Raw genomic sequence first — 25186 nt, 5'->3', positions numbered from 1 at the left:
CTTTTGACGCTTTTTCCGATAGCAGGCGCTTTGACGGGTGTCAAGGCTATTCGCCATGGATCTTGTTCCTCCCTCGGCTTGACAGGACAGCGCACGGGCGGGTATGGTGAAAGCAATAACGATCTCTGATCTATAAGCCTTATGTCGGCGCTCCATGCGCCCTTGTCCTTTCGGCTCACGGAGGATTCCCTTCTCATGGCCCATCGTCTCGAGAAGCGCTCCCAGCCAACCGCCCATCCGGGTCTCCAGCACCGTTTACCGCTCCCTCCCCATCCCCTGTGTTCCCGATCCCTTCCAACGGAATCCCGCTTATCCTCTCTTTCCAGGACGCTGAATGTTTTCCCGCTGAGTTGTTCTCTGCTTTCCCACGGTTGAACCGGCACCCGATTCCATCGATTTTGCGGAAAGGAGGTGAGAACCGCTGAGCGCTGTTTGGGACTTTCCGGGCGGTCTTTCGGATGGGACCGGGCCCGGAGGAGAGAAGAAGTCACCTTGAACCCAAGGCGAACAGGAGGCGGGAATGAAACTGACACGCAGGGACTTTCTCAAGATCTCCAGTGCGGCGACGGCCGGGCTGGCTCTTGGGGGGTGCACCACCATGGGCTTCAACATGCAGCCCGTCCAGGAGCAGGCATGGCGGTTGCGCACGCAGGACGCCAAGGAAACCCCCACCATTTGCTGCTATTGCGCCGTGGGCTGCGGCATCATCTGCCACACGGACAACCGATCCGGCAAGGTGATCTACACCGAAGGCGACGCGGATCACCCCATCAACGGGGGGGCGCTTTGCGCCAAGGGGGCCGCCGCCTACCAGATCGCCCGAAACGAAAAGCGCATCACCAAGGTGCTCTACCGCGCCCCCTACAGCAGCCGCTGGGAGGAAAAGAGCTGGGATTGGGCCATCAAGGAGATCGCCAAGCGGGTCAAGGCCAGCCGCGACAAGAGTTTCACCGTGAAAAACGCCAAGGGCCAGGTGGTGAACCGCTGCGACGGGATCGCGTCGGTGGGAAGCGCGGCCCTGGACAACGAGGAGTGCTGGATCTATCAGGCGATGCTGCGCGCCATGGGCCTGGTGTACATCGAACACCAGGCACGTATCTGACACAGCGCCACGGTAGCGGCTCTGGCAGAGTCGTTCGGACGCGGCGCCATGACCAATCATTGGATCGACATCAAGAACAGCGACTGCATCCTCATCATGGGGAGCAACGCGGCGGAAAACCACCCCATTTCCTTCCGGTGGGTCACCGAAGCTCAGAAAAACGGCGCCACCCTCATCAGCGTGGATCCCCGGTTCACCCGCACCTCCAGCAAGGCCGATTTCTACACGGCCCTTCGTTCCGGAACCGACATCGCCTTCCTGGGCGGCATGATCAACTACATCCTGTCCAACAACAAGTACTTCAAGGAATACGTGGCCCGGTACACCAACGCCTGCTTTATCGTGGGCAAGAAGTACGGATTTCACGACGGGCTCTTTTCGGGGTTCGACCCCAAGACCCGAAAGTACGACAAGTCCTACTGGGCCTATGAACTGGACGAAAACGGGGTGCCCAAGAAGGACTACACCCTGAAGCATCCCCGCACGGTCTTTCAGCTCCTGAAGAAGCACTTTTCCCGCTACACCCTGGACAAGGTTTCCGCCGTGACGGGAACCCCCAAGGAAGATCTCGTCAAGGTCTACGAGCTCTACAGCGCCACCGGAAAGCCCGACAAGGCGGGCACCATCATGTACGCCATGGGCTGGACCCAGCACACGGTGGGCGTGCAGAACATCCGGACCATGGCCATCATCCAGCTGCTGCTGGGCAACATGGGCGTGGCCGGAGGCGGCGTGAACGCGCTGCGGGGCGAATCCAACGTGCAGGGATCCACGGACCACTGCCTGCTCTTCCACATCTGGCCGGGCTACCTGCCCACACCCACGGCGTCGGCGGCCACCCTGGCCGACTACAACAAGAAGTACACGCCGGTTTCCCACGACCCGCTGAGCGCCAACTGGTGGCAGAACCGCCCCAAATACGTGGTGAGCTTCCTCAAGGCCATGTTCGGCGATGCGGCCGACGCCGGAAACGACTTCGGCTACGGCTGGATGCCCAAGCTGGACGACGGCAAGGCCTACAGCTGGCTGGATCTGTTCGACGCCATGTATCGGGGTGAGTTCAGCGGCTTTTTCGCCTGGGGCCAGAATCCGGCCTGCAGCGGAGCCAATGCCGCCAAGACCCGGGAAGCCCTGACCAGGCTGGACTGGATGGTGAACGTCAACCTGTTCGACAACGAGACGGCTTCCTTCTGGAAGGGGCCGGGCATGGATCCCGGGAAGGTGAAAACGGAGGTCTTCTTCCTGCCCTGCGCTGCCTTCATGGAAAAGGAAGGTTCCGTCACCAACAGCGGCCGCTGGGCCCAGTGGAGATACAAGGCACAGGATCCGCCCGGTGAGGCCAAGCCCGACGGCGACATCATGGTGGAGCTCTTCAACGAGATCCGAAGCCTTTATGCCAAGGAAGGCGGGGTCTTTCCCGATCCCATCCTGAACCTCAAGTGGGATTACACCACCGACGGCAAGTTCGACGCTCACAAGGTGGCCCGAACCATCAACGGGGAATTCACCCGGGATGTGACCATCAAGGACAAGACCTACAAGAAGGGGCAGCTGGTTCCGTCCTTTGCGTTCCTCCAGGCGGACGGGTCCACCACCAGCGGCAACTGGCTCTATTGCCAGAGCTACAACGAAAGCGGCAACAACATGGCCCGCCGGGACACCACGGACGCCAGCGGCATCGGGCTCTATTCCAACTGGGCGTGGTGCTGGCCCGTAAACCGCCGGATTCTCTATAACCGGGCCTCGGTGGACCTCATGGGACGCCCCTGGAACCCCAAGAAGCCCGTCATCGCCTTCGCCGGGGAGGTGAGGGACGGCAAGTATGTCACCAACAAATGGGTGGGCGACGTGCCTGACGGCGGCTGGTATCCCATGATGAATCCCGACGGCACCCTGCGCACCGACACCAAGTACCCGTTCATCATGAAACCCCACGGGTTCGGCGGCATCTTCGGCCCGGGCCGCAACGACGGCCCCTTCCCGGAACACTACGAACCCATCGAATGCCCCGTGGAAAAGAATCTTTTCAGCTCGCAGTTCACCAACCCGGTGGCGGCCGTTTACGGAACGGAAAAGGACGTCTACAAGACGTGCGATCCCCGGTATCCCTTCGTGGGTACCACCTACCGGGTGACGGAACACTGGCAGACGGGGGTGCTCACCCGCTGGCAGCCGTGGCTGCTGGAGACGGAGCCGCAGCTTTTCGTGGAGATGAGCGAAGAGCTGGCTCGTCTACGTGGAATCAAGAACGGGGAGAAGGTGATCGTGGAGTCGCCGCGCGGGGCAGTGGAGGCGGTGGCCATGGTGACCAAGCGGTTCCGCCCCTTCCTGGTTCAGGGCCAGGAGATCCACCAGGTGGGCTTGCCGTGGCATTACGGATGGGTGTGGCCGCCGGACGGCGGGGACAGCGCCAATCTCTTGAGCCCCTCGGCGGGTGATCCCAACACCCGGATCCCGGAAACCAAGGCCTTCATGGTCAACGTGAGAAAGAAAGGGGTGTAAGCCATGGCAGGGATGAGCTTCCTGGTGGATACGAGCCGCTGTACGGCCTGCCGTGGGTGCCAGATCGCTTGCAAGAACTGGAACCAGAACGGCGCCGGCATGACCAAGAACCTGGGAACGCACCAGAATCCGCCCGATCTGGACGGCAACACCTTCAAGCTGGTGCGCTTCAGCGAACATCTGAAGGACGGGAAGCCCGTCTGGTACTTTTTCGCGGATCAGTGCCGCCACTGCATCGAGCCCCCGTGCAAGGACGCCATCCAGGGGTACGTGGACGGCGGGGTGATCCACGACGAGGAAACCGGGGCGGTGGTCTATACCGAAAAGACCAAGGGGGTGCCCGTGGACGAGGTGCGGGCGTCCTGCCCCTACGACATCCCGCGGGCCAAGGACGACGGCACCGTGGTCAAATGCACCATGTGCATCGACCGGGTGAGGAACGGCCTCAAGCCCGCCTGCGTCAAGGTGTGCCCCACCGGGGCCATGAATTTCGGCACCCGGGACGAGATGATGGCGCTCGCCCAGGAGCGGCTGGCCGCCCTGAAGGGAAAATTCCCCAAGGCGCAGCTCCTGGACCCGGACGATGTGAGGACCCTTTATCTGGTAACGGACGATCCGGCCCTCTACCATCCGTACGCGGTGGCCGGAGTGCGGCCGGGGATCAGCCGGAAGCTGGCACTTCGGAAGCTCTTCTTTGCGCCGGCCCGCAACGTGGCCAAGGGACTTCGCATGGGTTGACGCGGCGGGCTGCAGGACCGGGTCACGAATCGCCCCCGCAAGAACGGATTGGCCTTGTTGCGTAGGGGCGGGGTTTATCCCCGCCCTCTGAGCGCGCGGCGATAAACGAGCCCCATGGAAGAATCGCTCGGTTAATATGAAAGAGAACCGCGAATGAACGCGAATAGACGCAAATCTTCTTCGTTGTAGAAACTGCGAAGGCTGCAATGAGGGTGCCCGGCAATGCAATGGGCGCGCAGTGACTCATAGAGAATGGCATATCGCGGCGTTCCGACAAATGCCCTTGCTTCTGCCCGCTCTTTCATCCATGCGGGGTGGCGCGAGGGGAGCCATGACCGTTAATATGAAAGAACTGTACTTTCGGTATCTTGCAGGAGCATCGGGAGCTCCAATCAACACCTAACAGGTGCGGCATCACCTGTGGGAGCACCATCACCTGTGGGAGCGGCGAAAGCCGCGAAAGGGATGGCCAGCCGTTCCGTGGCGTTGCAGCCGGCCGTTCCGTGGCGTTGCGGCCACCACCCCATCGCGCCTTGCGGCGCTCCCACAAAGACTCCTTGCCCGGCCGGTTCTTTCATCTGTACGGGGTGGCGCAAGGGGAGCCATGACTGTTAGGTGGCAAAAGGTTGCAGGCTTCCGCTCACGCGGGAGTGACGGTTTTTGAAGAGGCGGCGCCGTCCGCCTCCTTTGGTGTTGGGTCTCCGGGTTCCCGTTTTCCGGGCCGACGTGTTCGGTTCGAGTTGCTCATGGACGTGTCCGAATACGAACTGAAGCCGATTTGCTTGCTGCTTCCTCAGCAAAGAAAGGGTTCTTCCCGATGCACGATTTGAAGGAACTGTCCACCATCCAACGGGCCGTGGAAGTCGCTCGAAAGTCCAAACCCGCCTACGCCCACCTTTATCCTTTTCTGGAGCCTCTCTTTCTCGCCCAGGAAAAGATCAAGCCTCAACTGAATCTGCGTCCCCTTTCCATCAAAAAGAGCGAAACGGAGGAAACGTGGCGCCAGGGTCGGCCGTTGCTCAAGCGGTGGGAGTTTCCCATCGACCATGACGGAGCGGATAGGATGCTGGCCGTTCTGGAAAAGGCCATTCCTTCGGACAATGAAGAACTTCGAAGGGCCCATGGGGCCCTGGAGAAGGCGCTGCGCCGGAATCCGTCGGCCCGTGCCGCCATTTGGGAAAGCTTTCTGCACCATGAATGGAACCCCTGGGAGGAATGGGTGGAGGTGGAAGGTGTGGACGTCGCTTCCCTGCTCTTTCTCGCCCGAAGCTGTCTTAGGCCTTCCGTGGAATGGACCGCCGGGGATCTCCGCCGCCGGTTTTCCTTCGATTCCCTCTGGAAGGAAGGGTACTGCCCCCTGTGCGGGAGCCTTCCTTCCCTGCTCACCCTGGAGGAACAAGGAAAGCGCCGGGCCCATTGTTCCTGGTGCGCCACGCCCTGGACCATCGCGCGGTTCCAGTGCCCTGCGTGCGACAACCGGCGCCACGACCGCCTGGGCTACCTCTTCACGGAACAGGAGCCCCACTACCGGATCTACTACTGCCAGGAATGTTCCCACTATTTCAAAGCCTTGGACAGGCGGGAAATCCTGAGTCCCTTCTGGCTCCCTTTGGAGGAATGGACCACCATCCATCTGGATCTGGTGGCCCAGAGGGCCGACTGGAAGACGCCGCCGTCTCCGGCCCCGGCCGTCTACGGGAAAGGAGTTCCTCCCCTTGTGTCTTGACTCCCGGAGACGATCCCGTCATTATGTCACGACAATCAGGCTGGCATCTTTGGTTTGCGAAAATCCATTAAAAACAGCCGGATGAATCTTCTCGGGCGGGAGCGGCGATTGCAGCCTTGATGACCTACATACGAAGTTGGAACAGAATCTATCGGAAGCGCACCGGCACCGCCGAGAGTGCGCTCCGAAGCGCCTTGCAGGACGGATGCCGGGTCCTGATCGGTTCCGGTGCGTCGGAACCCCAGCACCTGACCCGCACCCTGGTGGACCTGCTCCCCGGGTACAGGGATGTGGAGATCCTCCAGGCCCTTTCCCTGGGGGCTCTGCCCGAAGACTGGAGCGAACTGTCCCGCCACGCCCGGCTTCGCACCTTCTTTGTGGGCCCCAAGGCCCGGCGGGCGGTCAACGCCGGCCTGGCGGACTACATCCCCGTCTATTTTTCCCAGGCCCCCCGCATCCTTCGAGAGGAAAGCCCGCTCAGTGTGGACATCTGCCTCATTCAGGTGACGCCGCCCGACGAGCACGGGTTCTGTTCCCTGGGCATCGGGGTGGACATGGCCAAGATCGCCATCGAACGGGCGCAGGTGGTCATCGCCCAGGTCAACCCCAACATGCCCCGGACCATGGGGGACAGCTTCGTGCACGTGAGCCGGATCCACCATTTCGTGGAGCATCGGGAGCCGCTCCTGGAGGTGGTGTACCGGGAAAAGAGCGCCATGGCCGAGCGGATGGCCAAGTACGTTTCCAGTCTGGTGGAGGACGGATCCACCATCCAGGTGGGCATGGGACGCATCACCAATGCGGTTCTCATGAACCTGACGGACAAGAAAGACCTGGGCGTCCACGCGGAAATGATCACCGACGCCCATCTCCACCTGGTGAAGCAGGGGGTCATCACCGGCAGCCGCAAGACCCTGCACCGGGGCAAGATCATCGCCAGTTTCTGCCTGGGATCCCGGTCCCTTTACGATTTTGTGCACAACAATCCCCAGGTGGAGTTCTATCCCATCGACTATGTGAACGACAGTCGGGTCATCAGCCAGAACGACCAGATGGTGGCCATCAATTCGGCCCTGGAGATCGACCTTACCGGCCAGGTGTGCGCCGATTCCATCGGCCACAAGGTCTACAGCGGCATCGGCGGCTACGTGGATTTCATGCTGGGGGCTTCGTGCGCCCGGAAGGGCAAGACCATCATCGTGCTCCCCTCCACCAGTCCGGACGGCAGGAAGTCCCGGATCGTGAGCCATCTCACGGCGGGGGCCGGCGTGGTCAGTTCCCGGAGCGCCGTGCAGTACGTGGTGACGGAATTCGGGATCGCCTATCTCCACGGAAAGACGGTCCGGGAGCGGGCTCTGGCGCTGATCAACATCGCCCATCCCAAGTTCCGGGAAAGGCTGCTGGAGGAAGCCAAGAAGCTTCGCTACGTCTACCAGGATCAGATCCTGCCCCCCATTTACGAGCCGCTTTATCCGGGCCAGTGGGAGACCTACCAGATCTTCCCGGGCAACGAGAAGGTCTTTTTCCGGCCCATCAAGCCCACGGACGAACGGGCGCTCCAGGAATTCTTCTATTCCCTGCCCGATCAGGACATCTACTATCGCTTCCTTTCGGCCATGCGCGTCTTTCCCCACCGGGACACCCAGGCCATGTGCAACATCGACTACGAGCACGAAATGGCCATCGTGGCCGTCACGGGGGAGATCGGCGCCGAGACCATCATCGGCTTGGGCCGCTACATCCTGGACCAGAAGACCAACATGGCCGAGGTGGACTTTGCGGTGCGGGCCGAATGGCAGCGCAAGGGGATCGGGACCTTTTTGTTGCATTACCTGTGTGAGATCGCCAAGAGCAAGGGCATCAGCGGTTTCACCGCCTACGTGCTGGCGTCCAATCGCAAGATGCTCTCCGTCTTCCACAAGGTGGGCTACGTGATCCACAGCGTCCTGGAAGACGGCATCTACGAAATCTCCTTCCGGTTCGACGAACCGGCCCAGGTGTGCCTCACGGAAGGGGAGACCGCGGCCAAGGAGTCCGCCAGATCATGACCACGAGGATGGAATCCCACATCTGTAGCGCCGCACCCATTTATGAAAAACCCTTGGAGCGGCCGGTCGGGATCCGTCCGAGAGATATCGCCTTCGACATCGACGGGGTGGTGGCCGACACCATGCAGGTGTTTGTGGACCTGGCCCGGACCCGGTACGGCCTGACCCATCTCCGCAAGGACCACCTCATCTGCTACAACCTGTATCAATGCGTCCCGGCTCCCGCCCATGTGATCGACGACCTCATCTGCCTGACCCTGGACGATGACCATACGCTGCGCGTCCCGGCCATGGAGGGGGCGGCGGAGGTTCTGACTCGACTGGCCGGCTACGGCCCGCTTCGGTTCGTGACTGCGCGAATATGGCCGGAGTCCATCGTGCGGTGGCTCGAAGGGCTGCTGCCGGAGGTGCCCGCGGGGTCCATCCAGGTGACGGCCACGGGGGATCCCGAAGTGAAGCACCGCGTGCTGAAGGAGATGGGAGTCCGCTACTTTGTGGAGGATCGTCTGGAAACGTGCCGGCTCCTGGCCCAGCGGGGATTTGTGCCGATTCTCTTCGATCAGCCCTGGAATCAGGAAGGGGCGTCTTTCCCCAGGATCTACAGTTGGAGCGAGCTGAACGATCTCTTGGCGTGGGAAGACTGATGGAAAACACGGGAGGTTGACCACGACCTTCCGCAATCTGGAAGGATTGGACGGATGCTCGGGCGAATGAGGGACACCCTTCCCTTCGTGATCAAGGCGGACCGGGAAGGGTTCCTGCTGATCGTGAACGGCGAGATCCCTCTGCCGGACCTGCTGGAAGCCCTGAGGACCAAGCTGGAGGAGTCCAAGGCGTTTTTTCAGAACTCGCGCATGATCCTGGACCTCCGCCGCCGGACCTTCGACCCCGATGAAATTCATGCCGTGCGCGCGCTGCTGGAGCAGGCGGCCGGAGTGGAACTGGCGGAAGTGCGCCTGGGGTCTTCCAACGGCGCCTTTTTCCGGTGGGCCGGCGCGGTGCTGGGAGTGAAGGTCTCCCTGGAGGGGGAAAGGGAGAGGGCGGCCGCGGCCCCCCAGGAGCCGCCCCCCGGCGCGGAGCCTCCGCTGGTGGTGCGTCAGACGTGCCGGTCCGGAACCCGCATCGAATCCCCGGCGGAGCTGGTCATTCTGGGGGATGTAAACCCGGGGGCGGAGATCATCGCCGCGGGGGACATCGTGGTCTTTGGAACGTTGCGGGGCGTGGCCCACGCCGGGGCGGAAGGCGATCGAAGCGCCAAGATCTGGGCCCTGCACATCGAACCCCAGCAGCTACGCATCGCCGACGTGGTGGCCCTGCCTCCCCGGGGGCGCAAGCCCAAGCCGAAACGCTACGAAGTGGCCGAAGTGAAGGGGGACCTCATTCAGGTGGTCAGCTATTGACACCCTCGGCGGAAGATGCCACACAGGCACCTTGGCGCACCTTTGAGCCATGACCCGAAAGGGTCTCTTCAAGATCAAGGAAGGAAGGACCATGGCAGGAAGAACAATCGTTGTCACCTCCGGCAAGGGCGGCGTCGGCAAGACCACGACGGTCGCCAACCTGGGGACGGCCCTGGCCAAGAAGGGCTACAGCGTCGTCATGATCGATGCGGATATCGGGCTCCGCAACCTGGACGTGGTGATGGGCCTGGAAAACCGCATCGTCTACAACCTGGTGGACATCGTGGAAGGCAAATGCCGGACCGAGCAGGCCATGATCCGGGACCGGAAGCTCAAGACGCTGCATATCATTCCCGCAGCACAAACCCGAGAAAAGGACGCCGTCAAACCGGAGCAGATGAAGGCGCTGTGCGGGGAGCTGGCCCAAGAGCACGACTTCGTCCTTATCGACTGTCCGGCCGGGATCGAGCGGGGTTTCAAGAACGCCGTGGCGGGAGCCCAGCAGGCCCTGGTGGTCACCACGCCGGAGGTGTCAGCCATCCGCGATGCGGACCGCGTCATCGGCCTCCTGGAAGCCAACCTCCTGAAGGATATCCATCTCATCATCAACCGGCTCAACGTGAAGATGGTCAAGAAGGGCGACATGATGTCCACGGCGGACATCGTCTCCCTGCTTTCGGTCCCCCTCATCGGGGTGGTTCCGGAAAGCGAGGAGGTGGTCGTTTCCACCAACCGCGGGGTGCCGCTGGTCCATGAGCGCGGCAGCCGGGCGGGAGCCGCGTTTCAGAAGATCGCAGCGAGGCTGAACGGTGAGAACGTGCCGTTCGACGACGACCAGGACGGGGGATTCTTGAGCCGGGTCAAGCGGATCTTCGGAGGTTGATAAGGAGGGAGCCGGTATGTTGAAGGCCATTCAGAGGTTCTTTCGGGAGAGGAACAGCGCGGAGACGGCCCGCAAACGCCTGGGCGTGGTGCTCATGCACGACCGGTTGGATATCTCGCCGGATCTTCTCGAGGCGCTGAAAAACGATATCATCGAGGTGCTTTCCAGGTACATGGAAATCGACCGCAATTCCATCCGGGTCGATTTCGAAGAAGGCAAGGAATATACGGCGCTTGTGTCCAACGTGCAGGTGAAACGCGTCTATCGGAACGTGGCGGCCACCTGAGACCCCGGTGCGTCCCAAGGCGATGGCGGCCCGAGCCGACATGTGAGCGAGAGGAAACCATGGCCCTTCAAGTCCTTCTGTCCGCCACCCTCAGAAGATGCGTTCCGGACTATGATCCCACCGAAGGCATCCGCCTGGAGGTGGAGCCTGGAACCACGGTTCGCGAGGTGATCCGCCGGCTGAACCTTCCGGAAAAGGAGATCAAACTCATCATGGTCAACGGCCTGGCGTCGCCCCCCGACACCGCATTGCAGGGAGACGAGCGGGTGGCGTTCTTCCCTCCGGTGGGCGGTGGTTGATCCCTGTGGACAGCGGGAGAAACCGTCTCAAATCCCCTTGAGCCATCGGGAAACCTCTTCCTTCAACAGGGCGTAGTAGGCCATGCTTCCCCCCAGGCCCTTCCTCCCGAAGAAGTAGTTGATCTCCAGAAAAAGGGGCGTCTTCCAACGCGCCCATCCCGCCGCCCCGGAGGCAAACAAGAGATCGATTCCCGCCAGATTGATCCCCGTCTCGGCGCAAAGGCGTCGCACCCACCGGCGCCCCTCGGCCTGGAGCTCCGGGTCCCCGTGCCGATCGATGCGGGCGCCGCGGGCCGTATTGTGCAGGAAACGGGTTGGGTCGTCCTGCACCCGCCAGTAGCTCACGATCCTGCGACCGATCACCACCACCCGAAGATCCCGGCCGTCCGTCGGGACCAATTCCTGGACCAGGAAACCCGGAAAACCGCAGCGTTCCATTTCCGTAAAATAACGGAGACGGAATCGGGCCTCCTCGGTGGAAGAGACCGGAAACACCTGCTCGCCTTCGCCGCCGTGATTGCCCTTGAACACCACGGGGTAGCGCAGGGACGCCAGGAAGCCTTCCGGGCAGTGGGCGGTTGAAAGAAAGAGGGAGGTTTGGGGATGGGGAACCCCCCGGGCTCGAAAGAGGCGGATGTCCCCGATCTTTCCCGGGTAGAGAAACCGCGCTCGGTAGTCGGGAAAGACGTGGGGACAGTGCCGGACCGCCATCCGGTAGAGGGACTTGGAACAGCCCTGTGGCAAAATGACCGCACGGGCCCTGCGGAGCCATTCCCGGTCTTCCTCGTTCGGTTCCCGGCCGGCGCACAGGCGGTTCACGTCGCCGGGGATGACGGGATGGTACGATACGATCATGGCTTAACGGGCGTGCCCTCTACCACAGGGAGGCCGCCCGGGGGTGAGCGGCCCTTTCCTGCAGGAAGATGGCTCCTTGCTCGCAGTGGGCGCGGCAGATCCCGCACCCGTAGCAGCGCAGGGGATCCACGAAGGCCGTGCGCCGATGGGCCGAATAACCCAGGGCCCCGAACTGGCAGGCCTGGAGGCAACGGCGGCACCCGATGCAGCGCTCCTCATCCACCCGGGCCACGTATTCCCCCCGGAAAAAGAGGTGGAACTGGTACTGGTAGGCCTTCATGGCCAGGCAGTCCGCACGGTCGCAATTGCACACGGCGCCGATGAAGGGCGTCTTGAACGTCCAGATGGTGTGGATCAGCCCTTCCTTTTCGAAATCTTCCGTGAGGGCCATGGCCCGTTCCACCGTAAGCCGTTCGAACGGGTCCGTGTGGGGTCCGAACTGGAAGGTCTCCAGGAAGGCTTCCTTGATCTCCAGGAGCTTTTCCGGATCCAGGGTCAGTCCGATGCAGTACCGGGCTTCCTTGGCTCCCGTGCTGCTTTTTCGGCACACGCAGGGCAGCCGCACGATGGAGCCGGCATTGCGATAGACCTCGTAAAGATCTTCCTTGGGGATCACCTGGCCGAAATGATCCCGCCGGTATTTCTGCTCATAGAATCGGTATCCGATCTCCCTCAGCCAGCGGGGTACCTTCAGGGCACGCTGGAAGGTTTCTTCCAGTTCCCGGGCCTTGTCGGTGGCCACGTCGCAAACGAATTCCTTGATATAGCGGCGCCGCTCCAGGTCGCTCAAGAGGTCTTCGGCGTAGTTGGCGGCGTTGTGGTACCACTTCTTTCCTTCCCCGTGTTGATGGCAGAATTGGCACATGGGATGACCTCGCTTCCTTGGGAATCGTCATCTGAACATCGCGTGGAAGAGTCGTTTTGCCACCCGCTCCGAGATTCCCATCCTACAAGAAGATCCTCGTCAACGCCAGGCGGGGGCCGATCGGGGGGCACCCGATGCCCTTATCCTCATGGCGGGTCAGGCGGCGGGCGTAGGGGCGAAAAATCTTTCGCCCCTACAGATCAAGGTTTTGCCCACTTGCGGAGTTCAGCCGTGCGACCAGGAGGAATGTCGCGCTTGGGGGGATCAACCCCCGCCCCCACCCAAGAGGCCCATGCGCTATGGTAGGGGGCTTGGGGAAATTGCCAGGTTCAAGCCGGGGACAAGCGACGCGGGGATCCAGGAGTTCCGGCAACTTATGGACTCCCGCTTGCGCGGGAATGACGGTTTGAGGGGTTCTCGGACTCGCTCCTAGGAGCTTGTCTGAGAACGGGTTTTCTTGATGAATCGACAAGGAACCCGACATCTTTCGTAGCCGCGGGGCTTCAGCCCCGCGGAAAAAGGCAATCGTAACCACATGAAATAAAAGGCCGAATCCGATGGCCTATCCGACGGTCGGTGGATCCTCCGCAGCCCTAAAGGGCTGCGCTACGAAAAGAGAGGTCACCCCCAGGATTTTCAGACACCCTTCTGGGAGCCGTGGGCCACAAAAAGGGCGCACCGTGGTGCGCCCCTTTGCCTTAGAAGTCTTCGAACCCCTCGTGGCTTTCTTCCGGTGGCCGGGCCGGACGTCGGCCCGCCGGAGGTTCCAGGGCTCGGGGTGCGGCACGCCCGTTGCCCTTGCCGGAAGCCCGGGGTTTGGCTCCCTTGCGGACGGGAGCTTGTGGAGGCGCTTCCTCCTGACGCCTTTCCCTCTTTCGCTCCCCTTCGACCAGCGCTATCAGCGAATGGACCACCTCATCCATCTTCTGGGACTGCTCCCGGAGGGTTTCGGCGGCCGAAGCGGTCTCTTCCGCGTTGGCGGCATTTCGTTGCACCAGATGGTCCATTTCGGAAATGGCGCGACTGATCTGTTCGATTCCCGAAGCCTGTTCCCGGGATGCCTCGGCGATCTCGCCGATGAGATCGGCCAATTGTCCGCTCCGCTGCTTCACATCGCCGAAGGACGTGCTGGTGCGGTCCACCAGCTGCGAGCCCACCTGGACCTTCTTCATGATGTCCTCGATGATGGTCGAGGTGTTTCGGGCCGCCTCGGCCGCCCGCATGGCCAGGTTGCGGACTTCGTCGGCCACCACGGCGAAACCGGCTCCCGCCTCGCCGGCCCGGGCGGCTTCCACCGCCGCGTTGAGCGAGAGCAGGTTGGTCTGGAAGGCGATCTCATCGATGGTCTTGATGATCTTTTGGGTTTCCTCGCTGGCCCGCGAGATTTCCCGCATGGACCCCTGCAGGTCCTCCATGGCCCCCGACGCCTCTTCGAACTTGTCGCGGGTTTCCCTCACGATGGAGGCGGCGTGGGCGGCGTTGTCCGCGTTGCTTCGGGTCATGGAGTTCATCTCTTCCAGGGAAGAGGACGTCTCCTCCACTCCGGCCGCCTGTTCGGAGGCCGCCTCGGCCAGGGTCTGCCCCGCCGCGGCCAGTTGATCCGATGCCAGAAGCACGCTGCTCGCTCCCTGGCTCATGCGGGCGGCCAATCCCTTGATGGGGCGCGAAACCAGACGCACCATGGCCCAATAGACCACCAGGCACAGGGCGATCACGCCCGCGAAGGTGGTCGCGGAAGCCTGCAGCAAAATGCGGTCAAAGGAGGCATCCCTTTGAGCCCGGGCTTGCGCCACCACCTTGCCGATCCGTTCCTCCACCTGGGCGCTGGACGTTTCGGCAAAGGCCCGGGAAAGCCCCACCTCAACGGTTCCCAGCTCTTCTCCTTCAAAGGCGACCGGTGCCGTCACGGGAAGAAGGCCTTCCTTGGACGCCGGTTCTTCGGTCAGAGCCTTGCCCTCCTTGTCGTAGAAGACCACGTAGGCCACGTCGGGGTCCTTGGCCGCGCTTTGCGCCAGCCCCAGCAGGGAAGCGAAATCGTAGCCCACGATGAGGGTGGAGCCCGTATGAGCCAGAAGCCCGGCCAGCGACTCGCCTTTCAATACGAGGGACTTTTCCAGCAATTCCTTCTCAACCTTCTGCTCCTCCCGCAAGGCGCTCACCATGGTGGCGGTCAGGTCGTTCTGGCTCTTGGAGGCCGTGACCACCAGAAAGCCTACCACCACGCCCACCAGCGAGAGGCTCAGAAGGACCACTACGGCTATGAATCGGGCTTCGACGCCGAATTTCTTCCACATGGCTACTCTCCAAAGACGCCGAACTTGATGGCTTTGAGGCATTCTTCAACGGGCGTGTAGTCGGCCGGATCGGTCCAGCCCACGATCTTGGCGCGCTTGGCGGCTTCCGAATCAGCGGGCATGGCTTTCAGGGCGGCCGCCACCTTGTCCGCCAGGGCCGGGTCCGTCTTTTCCAGGGCGGCCAGGGGCCATTCCGGATAGAGCCGGGTGCTGTGCACGAAGGGGAAGTCGTCTTCCACCTTGTGGATGATCCGGAACTCATCCATGCGGATCTTTCCCTCGTCCTGCATGCGTTCCAGCGTGTCGGAACGCACCGTTCCCACTTCGGCCGTGCCGTTCTTCACCGCCAGGACCACGTTGTCATGCTTTCCGCCTTCCAGAAAGGCTGCGCAGTCCTTGGTGGGGTCGATCCCGTTTTCCAAAAGAAGTCGCCAGGCCATGTGGGCGCCGCCGAAAGAAGATTTGTTCACGCACATGAACTTCTTGCCCTTGATATCTTCAAGGGTTTGGACGGGGCTGTCCTTGCGGACGAAGATCACCCCGCCGAACTCCTTCAAGGCCTTGCCCTGAGTCGAATTCACAAGGGTCGCCACGGCGCGGACGTTGTATTTTTTCTTGAGCTCCACGTAGAAGGCGGAGTTGGCCAGAACGAAATCCACCCGTCCCTCCTTGACGGCCGGTTCGATGGCCTCGAACTTGAGAGGAACGATGGTGCATTTTTCTCCGGTCCTTTCCGTCAGGTAAGCCCCCGTGGCCCCCCATTTGGCCATGCAGGTGGGAGCACCCCGCTTGGCCAGGACCCCGATCTTGTAGTCCGCATGGCTGGTGGAGGTGAACCCCAGCAGAACGAGAAGAGACAGCGAGAAAACCATTCCCTTGGCCAGTTTGCGGGTGAGTGTCGTCATGGAATAACCTCCCTTTTCGTAATGTAGTTTTCAGTTCCCGGCCTAAAACCGAAAGGCGTGGCGTACCCATAGAGCAAAATCGGCGGGGAGATCCGGAACCTTTAGGTATTTTTAATTTTTTCGATGCCTTCAAGCTACTGGAAGTCACTGAAAGTCTCTTTAACATTCCGTAAACACGAGATTCTCATCCTTCGTTATCACGGGCCCTCCGTGATGGGGGTTAATATGAAAGAGAACCGCGAATGAACGCGAATAGACGCAAATCTTCTTCGTTGTAGAAACTGCGAAGGCTGCAATGAGGGTGCCCGGCAATGCAATGGGCGCGCAGTGACTCATAGAGAATGGCATATCGCGGCGTTCCGACAAATGCCCTTGCTCCTGCCCGCTCTTTCATCCATGCGGGGTGGCGCGAGGGGAGCCATGACCGTTAATGTGAAAGAAAATAGCGGTTTGGCGGGAGGTAAAAAAGGTCTCGCGCAAAGACGCAAAGAAAGCATCATGATCGGAAATGAGGGAGAGGGACATTTTGTTGTGAAAACAACCTCGGCTTTGGTCCCTTGTGGGAGCGGGGCAAGCCGCGCTGGGGGTGGCCGGCTATTTCGTGGCGATGGTGCCGCTCCCGGCTCCTTGCGGCGCCCCCACAGAAAGACAGCGCCGCGGTGCAGGTTCTTTCATCCTGGCGGGGAAGGGGCCGTCTCTATACAGACCGGTGTGCCGACTAACCGGGTTTCGGCCCGAGCCCAATGGCTTAGTTGGCTATCAGTTCCGTTCAGCCTTGCAGGTGGCGCCGCAGGGCCCGGGCCGTGGCCGAAGGAAGGTCTTCAGCCCGGCGGGCCAGTTCTTCCGGCGGGCCGCAGGCCGTCAGCCGGCCGCCCTCGTCGGCGCTTCCGGGGCCCAGGTCCAGCACGTAGTCGGAGGCGGCCACCAGGTCCAGGTTGTGCTCGATGACGACCACCGTGTGCCCCTGGTCCACCAGGGCCCGAAGAACCCCAACCAGCCGGTGCACATCGGCCCGGTGCAGTCCGGTGGTGGGTTCGTCCAGCAGGTACAGGGTGGGGGCCTTGTGGTTGGTGAGTTCCGCCGCCAGCTTGATGCGCTGGGCCTCGCCGCCCGACAGGGTGGGGCTGGGCTGGCCCAGGGTGAGATAGCCCAGGCCCAGATCGTCCAGGACCACTAACGGCCGGAAGACCTTGGGAACGGCGGCGAAGAAGTTCCTGGCTTCCGTGACGGTCATGGCCAGGACGTCGGCGATGGAAGCGCCGCCGTAGCGGATGGCCAGCGTTTCCCTGTTGAACCGGCGCCCGCCGCAGGTGGTGCAGGGAACCGTCACGTCGGGAAGGAAGCTCATGGCCACCCGGGTCCGACCCTGGCCCTGGCACGATTCGCACCGGCCTCCCTTGACGTTGAAGGAAAAGCGTCCCGGCTGAAAACCCCGGGTGCGGCTTTCCGGAACGGCGGCGAAGAGCTTTCGGATCTCGTCCCAGATGCCCACATAGGTGGCGGGCGTGGACCGGGGGGTGCGGCCGATGGGGGCGTGGTCCACCTCCACGACCCGCTGGATCGGCTCGTGGCCTTCCAGGGCCGCAAGGGGCCAGGCGGGGTCCCACGGGACGCCCTTCTTGATTCCCGCGAGGGCCGTTTGCAGGACCTCATGGACCAGGGTGCTCTTTCCCGATCCCGAAACGCCCGTGACGCAGGTGAGGGTCTGGAGCGGAAAGGCCGCATCGATCCCTTTCAGGTTGTTGGCGCGGGCTCCCCGCACGGTGATCCAGCCGGCATGGCCGGGGACTTTCTTTTTCCGGTGCGGATTCTCTGCGGGAGCCTTGCGGCCGAACCAGCGCCCGGTGAGGGTGTGGGGTTGTCGGACCAGGTCGTCGTAGCGGCCCTGGGCCGTGAGCCTTCCGCCGCCGGATCCGGCTTCCGGTCCCAGTTCCAGGATCTTGTCGGCCAGGCGCAGGGTGTCCGAATCGTGCTCCACGACGATCACGCTGTTTCCGCGGTCCGTGAGTTCCCGAAGCCCCGCCAGCAGCTTCTCATTGTCCACCGGATGAAGGCCGATGGTGGGTTCGTCCAGGATGTAGCAGACGCCCCGGAGCGTGGATCCCAGTTGGGCCGCCAGGCGGATCCGCTGGGCTTCGCCTCCCGACAAAGTGTGCCCGGCCCGGCCGAGGGCCAGGTAGTCCAGGCCCACGCGGCGCAGGAACCCCACGCGCTCCAGGACTTCCCTGGAGATGGGCCCGGAAACCGGCTCTTCGGAAGGCCCGAAGGGCAAAGCCTTCCAGGTCTTTTCGAACTCCTTCACCGGAAGGTCCGTCAGAGCCCCGATGGTCCAGCCGTGAACCCGCACGGCCCGGGCCTGTTCGTTCAGCCGTGTTCCGCCGCAATGGGAACAGGTTTCGTCGCCTTGCAGGCCGCTGCCTTCGCAGTGCGGGCAGGCGCCCAGGCGGCTGTTGAAGGAAAAGAGCCGCGGATCCAGCGGCGCGAAACTCCTTTCGCACCGTCGGCAGGTGAGATGACGGCTGAAGAAACGGTCTTGATCCCCGGCCGCCACCACGGTGCCCCCGCCCAGGCGCAGGGCCTCCAAAATGCGGCGCTGCAGTTCGCCCTGGTTCAGGCTTCCGACGTTCTCCTCTTCCAGGACCACCACCTCGATGTCGTGTTCCCGGTGGCGGGCGATGGCCGGCAGGGGATCCAGGGGATGAAGGATTCCGTCGATTCGAACGCTCCGGTAGCCCAGGCGTCGGAGTCTCATGAAGAGGTCCCGGTAGATCCCCTTGCGGCCGCGGACCAACGGAGCCAGAACGGCGGCCGGCCGTTCCCGGAGTTCCCGTTCCAGCAGGTGCACGATGGTGTCCGGACTCATGGCGTCCACCGGACGACCGCATTCCGGGCAGTGCTGGCGGCCGATCCGGGCAAAGAGAAGGCGCAGGAAATGGTAGATCTCGGTAATGGTTCCCACCGTCGATTTCTTTCCCGGCTGCGCGGTCCTCTGCTCGATGGCCACCGTGGGCGGGAGCCCCAGGATCTGGTCCACGTCCGGTTTTTCCAGAATCTTGAAGTACTGGCGCACGTAGGTGGAAAGGCATTCCAGGTAGCGGCGCTGGCCTTCCGCAAAGAGAATGTCGAAGGCCAGGGAGGATTTGCCCGATCCGCTCAGGCCCGTGATCACCGTCATCCGGTTCAGGGGAAACCGAACCTCCTCCAGCTGCAGGTTGTGCTCCCGGGCGCCGCGAACCACGATCTCCGACGGCGGGACCGAAGCCCGGGCCGGGCCGGAGGGGGCGGGCCGGGCGGTGCCGTCTGCGGGGACGCTCCCGGCGTCTCGTTTCAGAAAACGGGAGGCCAGGAACCGTCCCGTGTGGCTTGCGGAATTGGCGGCGATCTCCTCCGGACTTCCCGCAGCCACCACCGTGCCGCCCGCGTCTCCTCCTTCCGGGCCCAGGTCGATGATCCAGTCGCAGGCCCACAGCAGTTCCAGGTTGTGTTCCACCACCACCACGGTGTGGCCCCGATCCACCAGGTGATGGAGCACCTCCACGAGCTTTTCCAGATCGTGGGGATGAAGTCCCACGGTGGGCTCGTCCAGCAGGAAGCAAACGCCTTTGGAGGATGCTCCCGCCCGGCCTGGACTCAGGTACCGAAGCAATTTGAGCCTCTGGGCTTCCCCTCCGGAGAGCAGGGTCAGCGGCTGGCCCAGCCGCAGGTAGTCCAGTCCGATGGCCACCACCGGTTCCAGGGCCTTGCGGACGGCTTCGTTTTCGGGAAAGGCTTCCAGGATCTCCGCGGCGGTGCTCTCCAGGATGTCGGCGATGGAAAGGCCCTTGACGCGCACGTCCAGCACCTCGTCGCGGAACCGGCGGCCGTTGCACACGGGGCAGCGCACGTAGGCGTCGGCCAGGAACTGCATCTCGATCTTCTGAAAGCCTTCCCCCTTGCAGTGGTCGCAGCGTCCTCCGGGGACGTTGAAGGAAAAATGCCCGGCGGAATAGCCGCGCAGCCGGGCTTCCGGCGTGGAAGCCAGCATCTTGCGGATGGGGTCCAGCACCTTGGTGTAGGTGAGAAGGTTCGCCCGGGGGGAGCGGCCCACGGGGCGCTGATCCACCAGGACCATGTCGTCCACGCGATCCGCTCCTTCCAGGGCGCTGCAGCGGCCGGGCTGTTCGCTCGGCCTTCCCATGAGCCGCAGCCAGTTGTGGTAGAGGGTGTCCTCCACCAGCGTGCTCTTTCCCGATCCGGAAACGCCGCTCACCCCCACCAGGCAGCCCAGGGGAATGGAGACGGTGATGTTCTTCAGATTGTTTTCCGCGGCGCCCCGGACCACCAGGGCCCGGTTCCCGTCGGGGCGTCTTCGGGGGCGATGGGCGGAGGCGCCGGGCGGGATTCGCTTTCCGTCGTCTTTCAGGTAGAGGCCCGTGAGGCTGCCTTGAGCCCGGGCCAGCCCTTCGGGCGGTCCCTGGTAGAGGACCCGGCCACCCCGCTCGCCGCCGCCCGGTCCCATGTCGATCACGTGATCGGCCAGGCGGATCATGTCCGGGTCGTGCTCCACCATGACCACGGTGTTTCCCAGAGATACGAGCCGGTGGAGCTGATTCATGAGGCGCTGCTGGTCCCGTGGGTGCAGGCCCACGCTGGGTTCGTCCAGAACGTAGAGAACGTGCGTGAGAGCGGAACCCAGGGCGCGGGTGAGATGCACCCGCTGCACTTCGCCTCCCGACAGGGTGCGGGATTGGCGGTCCAAGGTGAGATAATCCAGCCCCACGTCCACCAGGAACTGAAGCCGGTTTCGGATTTCCTGGGCCAGCAGGGCCGCCGCCGGGTCTTCTTCCAGCTCCGGCCAGGGCTCCCGGAAGAAGCCGAGACACCGCCCCACGGGCCAGGCGCACAATTCGTGGATGGAAACCCCCCGCATCCGATAGACGCGGACCGCATCCCGGAAGCGGGATCCGCCGCAGGCCTTGCAGGTCAGGTAGGCCCGGTAGCGGGAAAGAAAGACCCTCACGTGCATCTTGTAGGTCTTGGTTTCCAGCCAGTCGAAAAACCCGCGGACGCCGTAAAAATCGCTCGTTCCCTCAATGATTTGCAGGCGATGTGTCTCGGAAAGATCTTCAAAGGGGACGTCGGTGGGGATGCCTCTCCGGCGGCAGAAGTCCATCAGATCCTGGAATTCCATGCGATCGGGAGTCCAGGGACGGATGGCCCCCCGTTCGATGGACAGCCGCTTGTCCGGGATGACCAGATCCAGGTCCACATCGATTATCCGGCCGAATCCCCGGCATTTGGGGCAGGCGCCCAGGGGACTGTTGAAAGAAAAGAGGCCGGGACTCTTGGGTTCCACCGCCACATCGCAGCGAGGGCAACGTAGGTCCCGGGAAAAACGCAGCACCCGGTCGGGAAGGACCACCACGCACGCCGTGCCCCCTCCCATGGAAAAGGCCGTGCGGAGAGAATCCAGGACGCGCTCGGGCGCGGCCTTCTTCCAAAGGAGCCGGTCCACCACCACCAGGATCTCCTCAGGTGGCTCGCTCATCCTTGGCCCGCCGGCAAAATCTTCCAGATCGAGCACCACGCCGTTGGAATAGATCCGAAGAAACCCCTGGGAAACCAGACGTCGGACCCAGTCCGTGCCGGAGGGGGTGTGGGGAAAACAGACGAGCAGGCGGCTTTCAGGATCCAGGGATTCAAGTGTTTGGAGGACCGTCTCGGGGTTTTCCTCCCGGATGGTCTCCCCGCATCCGGGGCAGACGGGGACGGCCAGGCGGGCGTAAAGATACTTCAGGTGGTCGTTGATCTCCGTCATGGTCCCCACCGTGGACCGGGAACTTCGAACGGATGTTCCCGATTCGATGGCAATGGCCGGAGGAATCCCTTCGATGACGTCGGCGTCTGGGCGGTCCATTCTTTCCAGAAACTGGCGGGCGTAGGGGGAAAAGGTTTCCACGTACCGGCGCTGCCCTTCGGCGTAGAGCGTGTGGAGCGCCAGGCTCGATTTTCCGGAACCGCTCACGCCGCTCACGGCAATGAGGCGATGCAGGGGGATGTCCAGGTCCAGGTTTTGGAGATTGTGCTGGCGTACGCCGCGAAGTCGAATATGGGTATCCATGCGTCTGTTCTTGCCATTTCCCAGTGTCTCACTATAATTACGGCTCCTCGGTCCGGGACCTTTCCCGCGCCGGGGCCGTGCCGTCCGCAGGCAAAGGCGCTTTATAACCCGGTCGGGTCCAAAAGGAAAAGGTCGCTCCAGGGGATTCTCTGTCTGCACGCAAACCGCCCCCGGGAGCTTGTCCGAGAACGTTGCGGATGACCGTTTTTCTCGTAGCGCAATCCTTTAGGGCTGCGCAGGAACCTCCGGGTGCCGGATGGCCCATTTGGTATTGCCTATCACTTCATGGGGTCTCTATGAAACGCGACCTCGTTCCGATGGTGCGCGCGGCCTGTAGGGGCGAATCATCGTTCACCCCTACAGGGGGCTGCTTCCCGAAGGTGCGTTTCATCCTTCGTTGTCACGGGCTCCCCGGGATGGAGGTTAAGATCACCCCTTTCCGCGGGGCTGAAGCCCCGCGTCTGCGAAAAGAACGGAAATTTCCCGGCATCTTGATCCGGAGAGCCGTTCTCGGACGAGGTCGTGGGCCGTGACGGGAGAATTATCCCAACAAGGGAAAAAGGCCAATAAGGCCTGAATTGGGCGATTTTTCCCCATCTCGAGGTTCCGGTGGGCGGGCGTAAAGCCCGCCCCTACGAAGACAGATGGACATGTTGGGTAGGGGAGGGGTTTATCCCCGCCCGCTAATCGCTCGGAGATCATTAGAATACAAAGAATCGCTCCATCTAGGTAAGGAAAGTCTCCAACCCTGCCGGTGCCTTGGTGGGTCGAAAAAACAAGCGAGAGATTCAAGGATTTCTTGAGGGTGGCCGAAATTGAAAAGAGCGGAAAGCCCATGATTTGAAGGACAGGCGGGGAGATTCGAAACGGACGGGAGGTCGTCAGTGAGGCGTCTAAAACAGAAGATGGGGGATATCCTGCTGCGGGAAGGGCTGATCACGGAGGATCAGCTCCAACATGTCCTTGACTTGCAAAAGAAGCACCGGGCTTATGTTCCCTTCGGCGAACTGTGCGTGAAGTGCCGTTTTATCAGCCGATCCGATCTCAGGCGCATCCTCCGAAAGTACCGGATCGAGCTTCCCATGGGGGAAGTGCTGCTCAACATGAAGATGCTCACCCCGGAGCAGCTGGAAGAAGCCCTGGAGGCCCAGCAGGGAAGCAAGAAAAAGCTGGGAGAGATCCTCATCGAGAAGGGGTTCATCACCGAACGGGACCTGGTCGGCGCCCTGAGCATCCAGCTCGGCATTCCCAGGATTCTTCCCACCGTGGGGCTGGTGGACAAGAACCTTCTCAAGGGCCTCAGCCCGGCCTTTCTGAAAAAGAACCTGGTTCTGCCCGCCTTCAAGGAAGAATCGGTGGTCACCGTCATCATGGCGGACCCGCTGGATGGCGAGCTGATCCGGCATCTGGAACAGGTCTTCCGTTGCGAGGTGGAACCGGCCATCGCCACCCGCGACGAGATACTCAAGACCATCAACCTGCAATACCACGAACTGGAGCTGGGTCCCGAGGTCAAACCCGTCGAGAAGCCCGAGCTGGTCATTGGGGAGAAGTCGCTGCTGGAGGCGGGGGCGGACAATGTGGTGGAGATCCTCAACTTCGTCATCTCCAACGCCATCATGGAAGGGGCCAGCGACATCCACATCGAACCTCTGGAAAATCGGGTCCGTATTCGGTACCGGATCGACGGGATCGTGCACCACCGGACGGACCTGCCCATCGCCCTGGCTCCCCGCCTCATCAGCCGCCTCAAGGCCCTCTGTGCCCTGGACATTGCCGAAAAGAAGCGTCCCCAGGACGGGCGCATCCAGGCGCGGGTCATGAACAAGGAATTCGATCTTCGGGTTTCCACCTATGTTTCCATGTACGGGGAGACGGTGGTCATCCGCATTTTGCCTCGCGAAAGCACCCTGATCGATCTGAACGCCCTGGGCTTCAACCCGGCCAACCTCAGGGCTTATAAGGAAATCTTGGATTATCCCCAGGGAGTGATCCTGGTGACCGGCCCCACCGGCAGCGGCAAGACCACCACCCTCTATGCCTCCATCAATTATCTCAACAACATGGAGCGGGTCATCATGACCGTGGAGGATCCCATCGAATACGCCATCGACGGGATCGTCCAGGGGGCGGTGGCCCCGCATCTGGGCCTGACCTATCTGGACTGCATCAAGGCCATGATGCGCCAGGATCCCGACGTGCTCATGGTGGGCGAGATCAGGGATGCCACGGCGGCGGAAGCCGTGATCCAGGCGTCCCTGACGGGCCACAAGGTGCTCACCACCTTCCACACGGACGACACGGCCGGGGCTCTCCTTCGCATGATGGACATGGGGATCGAGACCTTTCTCATCAGCTCCACGGTGGTGTCCGTGGTCTCCCAGCGCCTGGTGCGCGTGCTGTGCCCCCACTGCAAGGTGCCCTACGAACCCAAGGAGGAGGAGCTGGCCTTCTTTTCCACCATCGATCCGCTGGATCCCAACCAGTTCACCTTCTATGCCCCGGAAGGATGTCACCACTGTTATCACACGGGATACAAGGGACGAACCGCCGTCCACGAGCTGCTCGTGGTCAACGAAGCCGTTCGGGACGCCATCCTGGCCCGCAGCACCTCGGGCAAGATCCGCCGAATCGCCCGGGACCACACCCGCTTTGTGACCATGAGCGAGGACGCCTTCTACAAGGCGACCCTGGGCGTCACCTCCATCGCCGAGATCATGCGGGTCATCTACCACGACGCCACCAAGGGCCTGGCCAAGCGTTCCGCCGAAGAGGTGATCGCCCTGTGCGAGGGGAGGGAGAACGAACTACCGTCGCAGCAGGTGGCCGCTTAGCCCAAGTTTGTCATCTATATGCTGCATAGTGCGACATTGTACCGATTTTGCTCATCTAACTATCTGAAAGGCCGTTGAAGGGGCATCGAAAAGTGGGTGTAGTGGTAGAAAATAGACGGCCAGCATTGACTCGCCTTCCCTCCTCATGCTAATGTCCTGCTACTATGTTCATTCGACGAGTCAGAAAAAAAGATCACCAAACGGGAACCACCTACTTCTACCACCAGTTGGTCGAGTCCTACAGGACTCCCAAGGGGCCTAGGCAGAGGACTCTTCTCAATTTGGGAAAGCTGGACCTCGAGCCCAAACAATTAAAAGGATTAGCAAATCGCATTGAAGAGATCCTCAC

The 25186-nt window shown here is 62.1% G+C and carries 16 protein-coding genes; 11 read left to right on the top strand and 5 right to left on the bottom strand.

The genetic code is table 11. The features are described 5' to 3' along the window. Positions 1 to 520: 520 nt before the first annotated feature. The 9 genes from fdnG to BUB04_RS08230 all read left to right on the top strand — a co-directional run bounded on the left by fdnG (position 521) and on the right by BUB04_RS08230 (position 10984). On the top strand, positions 521 to 3604 hold the full coding sequence (gene fdnG / locus BUB04_RS08270) for a formate dehydrogenase-N subunit alpha (protein ID WP_084076311.1): 3084 nt from the start codon (positions 521 to 523) through the stop codon (positions 3602 to 3604). A gap of 3 nt (positions 3605 to 3607) precedes the next feature. Next, positions 3608 to 4342: a 4Fe-4S dicluster domain-containing protein gene (locus BUB04_RS08265; protein ID WP_073038528.1), complete on the top strand. Its 735-nt coding sequence runs from the start codon at positions 3608 to 3610 to the stop codon at positions 4340 to 4342. A gap of 817 nt (positions 4343 to 5159) precedes the next feature. Further along, positions 5160 to 6068 carry a formate dehydrogenase accessory protein FdhE gene (locus BUB04_RS08260; protein WP_073038527.1) on the top strand — a complete coding sequence of 303 codons (909 nt, stop codon included), beginning with the start codon at positions 5160 to 5162 and terminating at the stop codon, positions 6066 to 6068. Between the two features lie 119 nt (positions 6069 to 6187). Next, a complete protein-coding gene (locus BUB04_RS08255) occupies positions 6188 to 8116 on the top strand; it encodes a bifunctional acetyl-CoA hydrolase/transferase family protein/GNAT family N-acetyltransferase (protein ID WP_073038526.1) in 1929 nt (642 codons plus the stop codon). Beyond that, a complete protein-coding gene (locus BUB04_RS08250) occupies positions 8113 to 8760 on the top strand; it encodes a 5' nucleotidase, NT5C type (protein WP_084076310.1) in 648 nt (215 codons plus the stop codon). The genes BUB04_RS08255 and BUB04_RS08250 overlap by 4 nt, the downstream gene beginning before the upstream one ends. A 54-nt stretch (positions 8761 to 8814) precedes the next feature. After that, entirely contained in the window at positions 8815 to 9516 is a 702-nt protein-coding gene (gene minC / locus BUB04_RS08245; protein WP_073038525.1) for a septum site-determining protein MinC, read from the top strand. Positions 9517 to 9607: 91 nt separating this feature from the next. Further along, the gene (minD, locus tag BUB04_RS08240; RefSeq protein ID WP_073038582.1) at positions 9608 to 10399 is read left to right on the top strand and encodes a septum site-determining protein MinD; all 792 of its coding nucleotides are present in this window, start codon (positions 9608 to 9610) and stop codon (positions 10397 to 10399) included. A gap of 16 nt (positions 10400 to 10415) precedes the next feature. Next, the gene (gene minE / locus BUB04_RS08235; RefSeq protein ID WP_073038524.1) at positions 10416 to 10685 is read left to right on the top strand and encodes a cell division topological specificity factor MinE; all 270 of its coding nucleotides are present in this window, start codon (positions 10416 to 10418) and stop codon (positions 10683 to 10685) included. A 59-nt stretch (positions 10686 to 10744) separates the two neighbouring features. Continuing rightward, positions 10745 to 10984, top strand: a complete 240-nt coding sequence (locus BUB04_RS08230) for a MoaD/ThiS family protein (RefSeq protein WP_073038523.1) — start codon at positions 10745 to 10747, stop codon at positions 10982 to 10984. Between the two features lie 27 nt (positions 10985 to 11011). Here BUB04_RS08230 and BUB04_RS08225 read toward each other — a convergent pair whose 3' ends face one another. The 5 genes from BUB04_RS08225 to uvrA form a co-directional block, all read right to left on the bottom strand. After that, positions 11012 to 11839: an ATP-grasp domain-containing protein gene (locus BUB04_RS08225; RefSeq protein WP_073038522.1), complete on the bottom strand. Its 828-nt coding sequence runs from the start codon at positions 11837 to 11839 to the stop codon at positions 11012 to 11014. A 19-nt stretch (positions 11840 to 11858) separates the two neighbouring features. Further along, entirely contained in the window at positions 11859 to 12704 is an 846-nt protein-coding gene (locus tag BUB04_RS08220) for a 4Fe-4S binding protein (protein ID WP_073038521.1), read from the bottom strand. Positions 12705 to 13402: 698 nt separating this feature from the next. Then, positions 13403 to 14998 carry a methyl-accepting chemotaxis protein gene (locus tag BUB04_RS08215; RefSeq protein WP_073038520.1) on the bottom strand — a complete coding sequence of 532 codons (1596 nt, stop codon included), beginning with the start codon at positions 14996 to 14998 and terminating at the stop codon, positions 13403 to 13405. Positions 14999 to 15000: 2 nt separating this feature from the next. Beyond that, the gene (locus tag BUB04_RS08210; protein ID WP_073038519.1) at positions 15001 to 15903 is read right to left on the bottom strand and encodes a phosphate/phosphite/phosphonate ABC transporter substrate-binding protein; all 903 of its coding nucleotides are present in this window, start codon (positions 15901 to 15903) and stop codon (positions 15001 to 15003) included. A 769-nt stretch (positions 15904 to 16672) separates the two neighbouring features. Then, entirely contained in the window at positions 16673 to 22003 is a 5331-nt protein-coding gene (uvrA, locus tag BUB04_RS08205; RefSeq protein ID WP_073038518.1) for an excinuclease ABC subunit UvrA, read from the bottom strand. A gap of 884 nt (positions 22004 to 22887) precedes the next feature. Here uvrA and BUB04_RS08200 point away from each other — a divergent pair. Next, positions 22888 to 24837: a GspE/PulE family protein gene (locus tag BUB04_RS08200; protein WP_143156415.1), complete on the top strand. Its 1950-nt coding sequence runs from the start codon at positions 22888 to 22890 to the stop codon at positions 24835 to 24837. Positions 24838 to 25001: 164 nt separating this feature from the next. Continuing rightward, the coding region (locus BUB04_RS20400; RefSeq protein ID WP_492215216.1) for an IS1634 family transposase N-terminal domain-related protein at positions 25002 to 25186 on the top strand (185 nt) is incomplete at its 3' end.

The organism is Desulfacinum infernum DSM 9756, assembly GCF_900129305.1.
Classification (GTDB): domain Bacteria; phylum Desulfobacterota; class Syntrophobacteria; order Syntrophobacterales; family DSM-9756; genus Desulfacinum; species Desulfacinum infernum.
The sequence above is the reverse complement of the archived record's forward strand: the minus strand, read 5'-3'. Positions and strand labels throughout refer to the sequence as shown.

Bases quoted from the DNA above. Each gene is read 5' to 3' on its own strand.
- BUB04_RS08265 (WP_073038528.1), top strand. From the start codon at position 3,608: ATGGCAGGGATGAGCTTCCTGGTGGATACGAGCCGCTGTACGGCCTGC.
- BUB04_RS08260 (WP_073038527.1), top strand. From the start codon at position 5,160: ATGCACGATTTGAAGGAACTGTCCACCATCCAACGGGCCGTGGAAGTC.
- BUB04_RS08255 (WP_073038526.1), top strand. From the start codon at position 6,188: ATGACCTACATACGAAGTTGGAACAGAATCTATCGGAAGCGCACCGGC.
- BUB04_RS08250 (WP_084076310.1), top strand. From the start codon at position 8,113: ATGACCACGAGGATGGAATCCCACATCTGTAGCGCCGCACCCATTTAT.
- minC (WP_073038525.1), top strand. From the start codon at position 8,815: ATGCTCGGGCGAATGAGGGACACCCTTCCCTTCGTGATCAAGGCGGAC.
- minD (WP_073038582.1), top strand. From the start codon at position 9,608: ATGGCAGGAAGAACAATCGTTGTCACCTCCGGCAAGGGCGGCGTCGGC.
- minE (WP_073038524.1), top strand. From the start codon at position 10,416: ATGTTGAAGGCCATTCAGAGGTTCTTTCGGGAGAGGAACAGCGCGGAG.
- BUB04_RS08230 (WP_073038523.1), top strand. From the start codon at position 10,745: ATGGCCCTTCAAGTCCTTCTGTCCGCCACCCTCAGAAGATGCGTTCCG.
- BUB04_RS08225 (WP_073038522.1), bottom strand. From the start codon at position 11,839: ATGATCGTATCGTACCATCCCGTCATCCCCGGCGACGTGAACCGCCTG.
- BUB04_RS08220 (WP_073038521.1), bottom strand. From the start codon at position 12,704: ATGTGCCAATTCTGCCATCAACACGGGGAAGGAAAGAAGTGGTACCAC.
- BUB04_RS08215 (WP_073038520.1), bottom strand. From the start codon at position 14,998: ATGTGGAAGAAATTCGGCGTCGAAGCCCGATTCATAGCCGTAGTGGTC.
- BUB04_RS08210 (WP_073038519.1), bottom strand. From the start codon at position 15,903: ATGACGACACTCACCCGCAAACTGGCCAAGGGAATGGTTTTCTCGCTG.
- uvrA (WP_073038518.1), bottom strand. From the start codon at position 22,003: ATGGATACCCATATTCGACTTCGCGGCGTACGCCAGCACAATCTCCAA.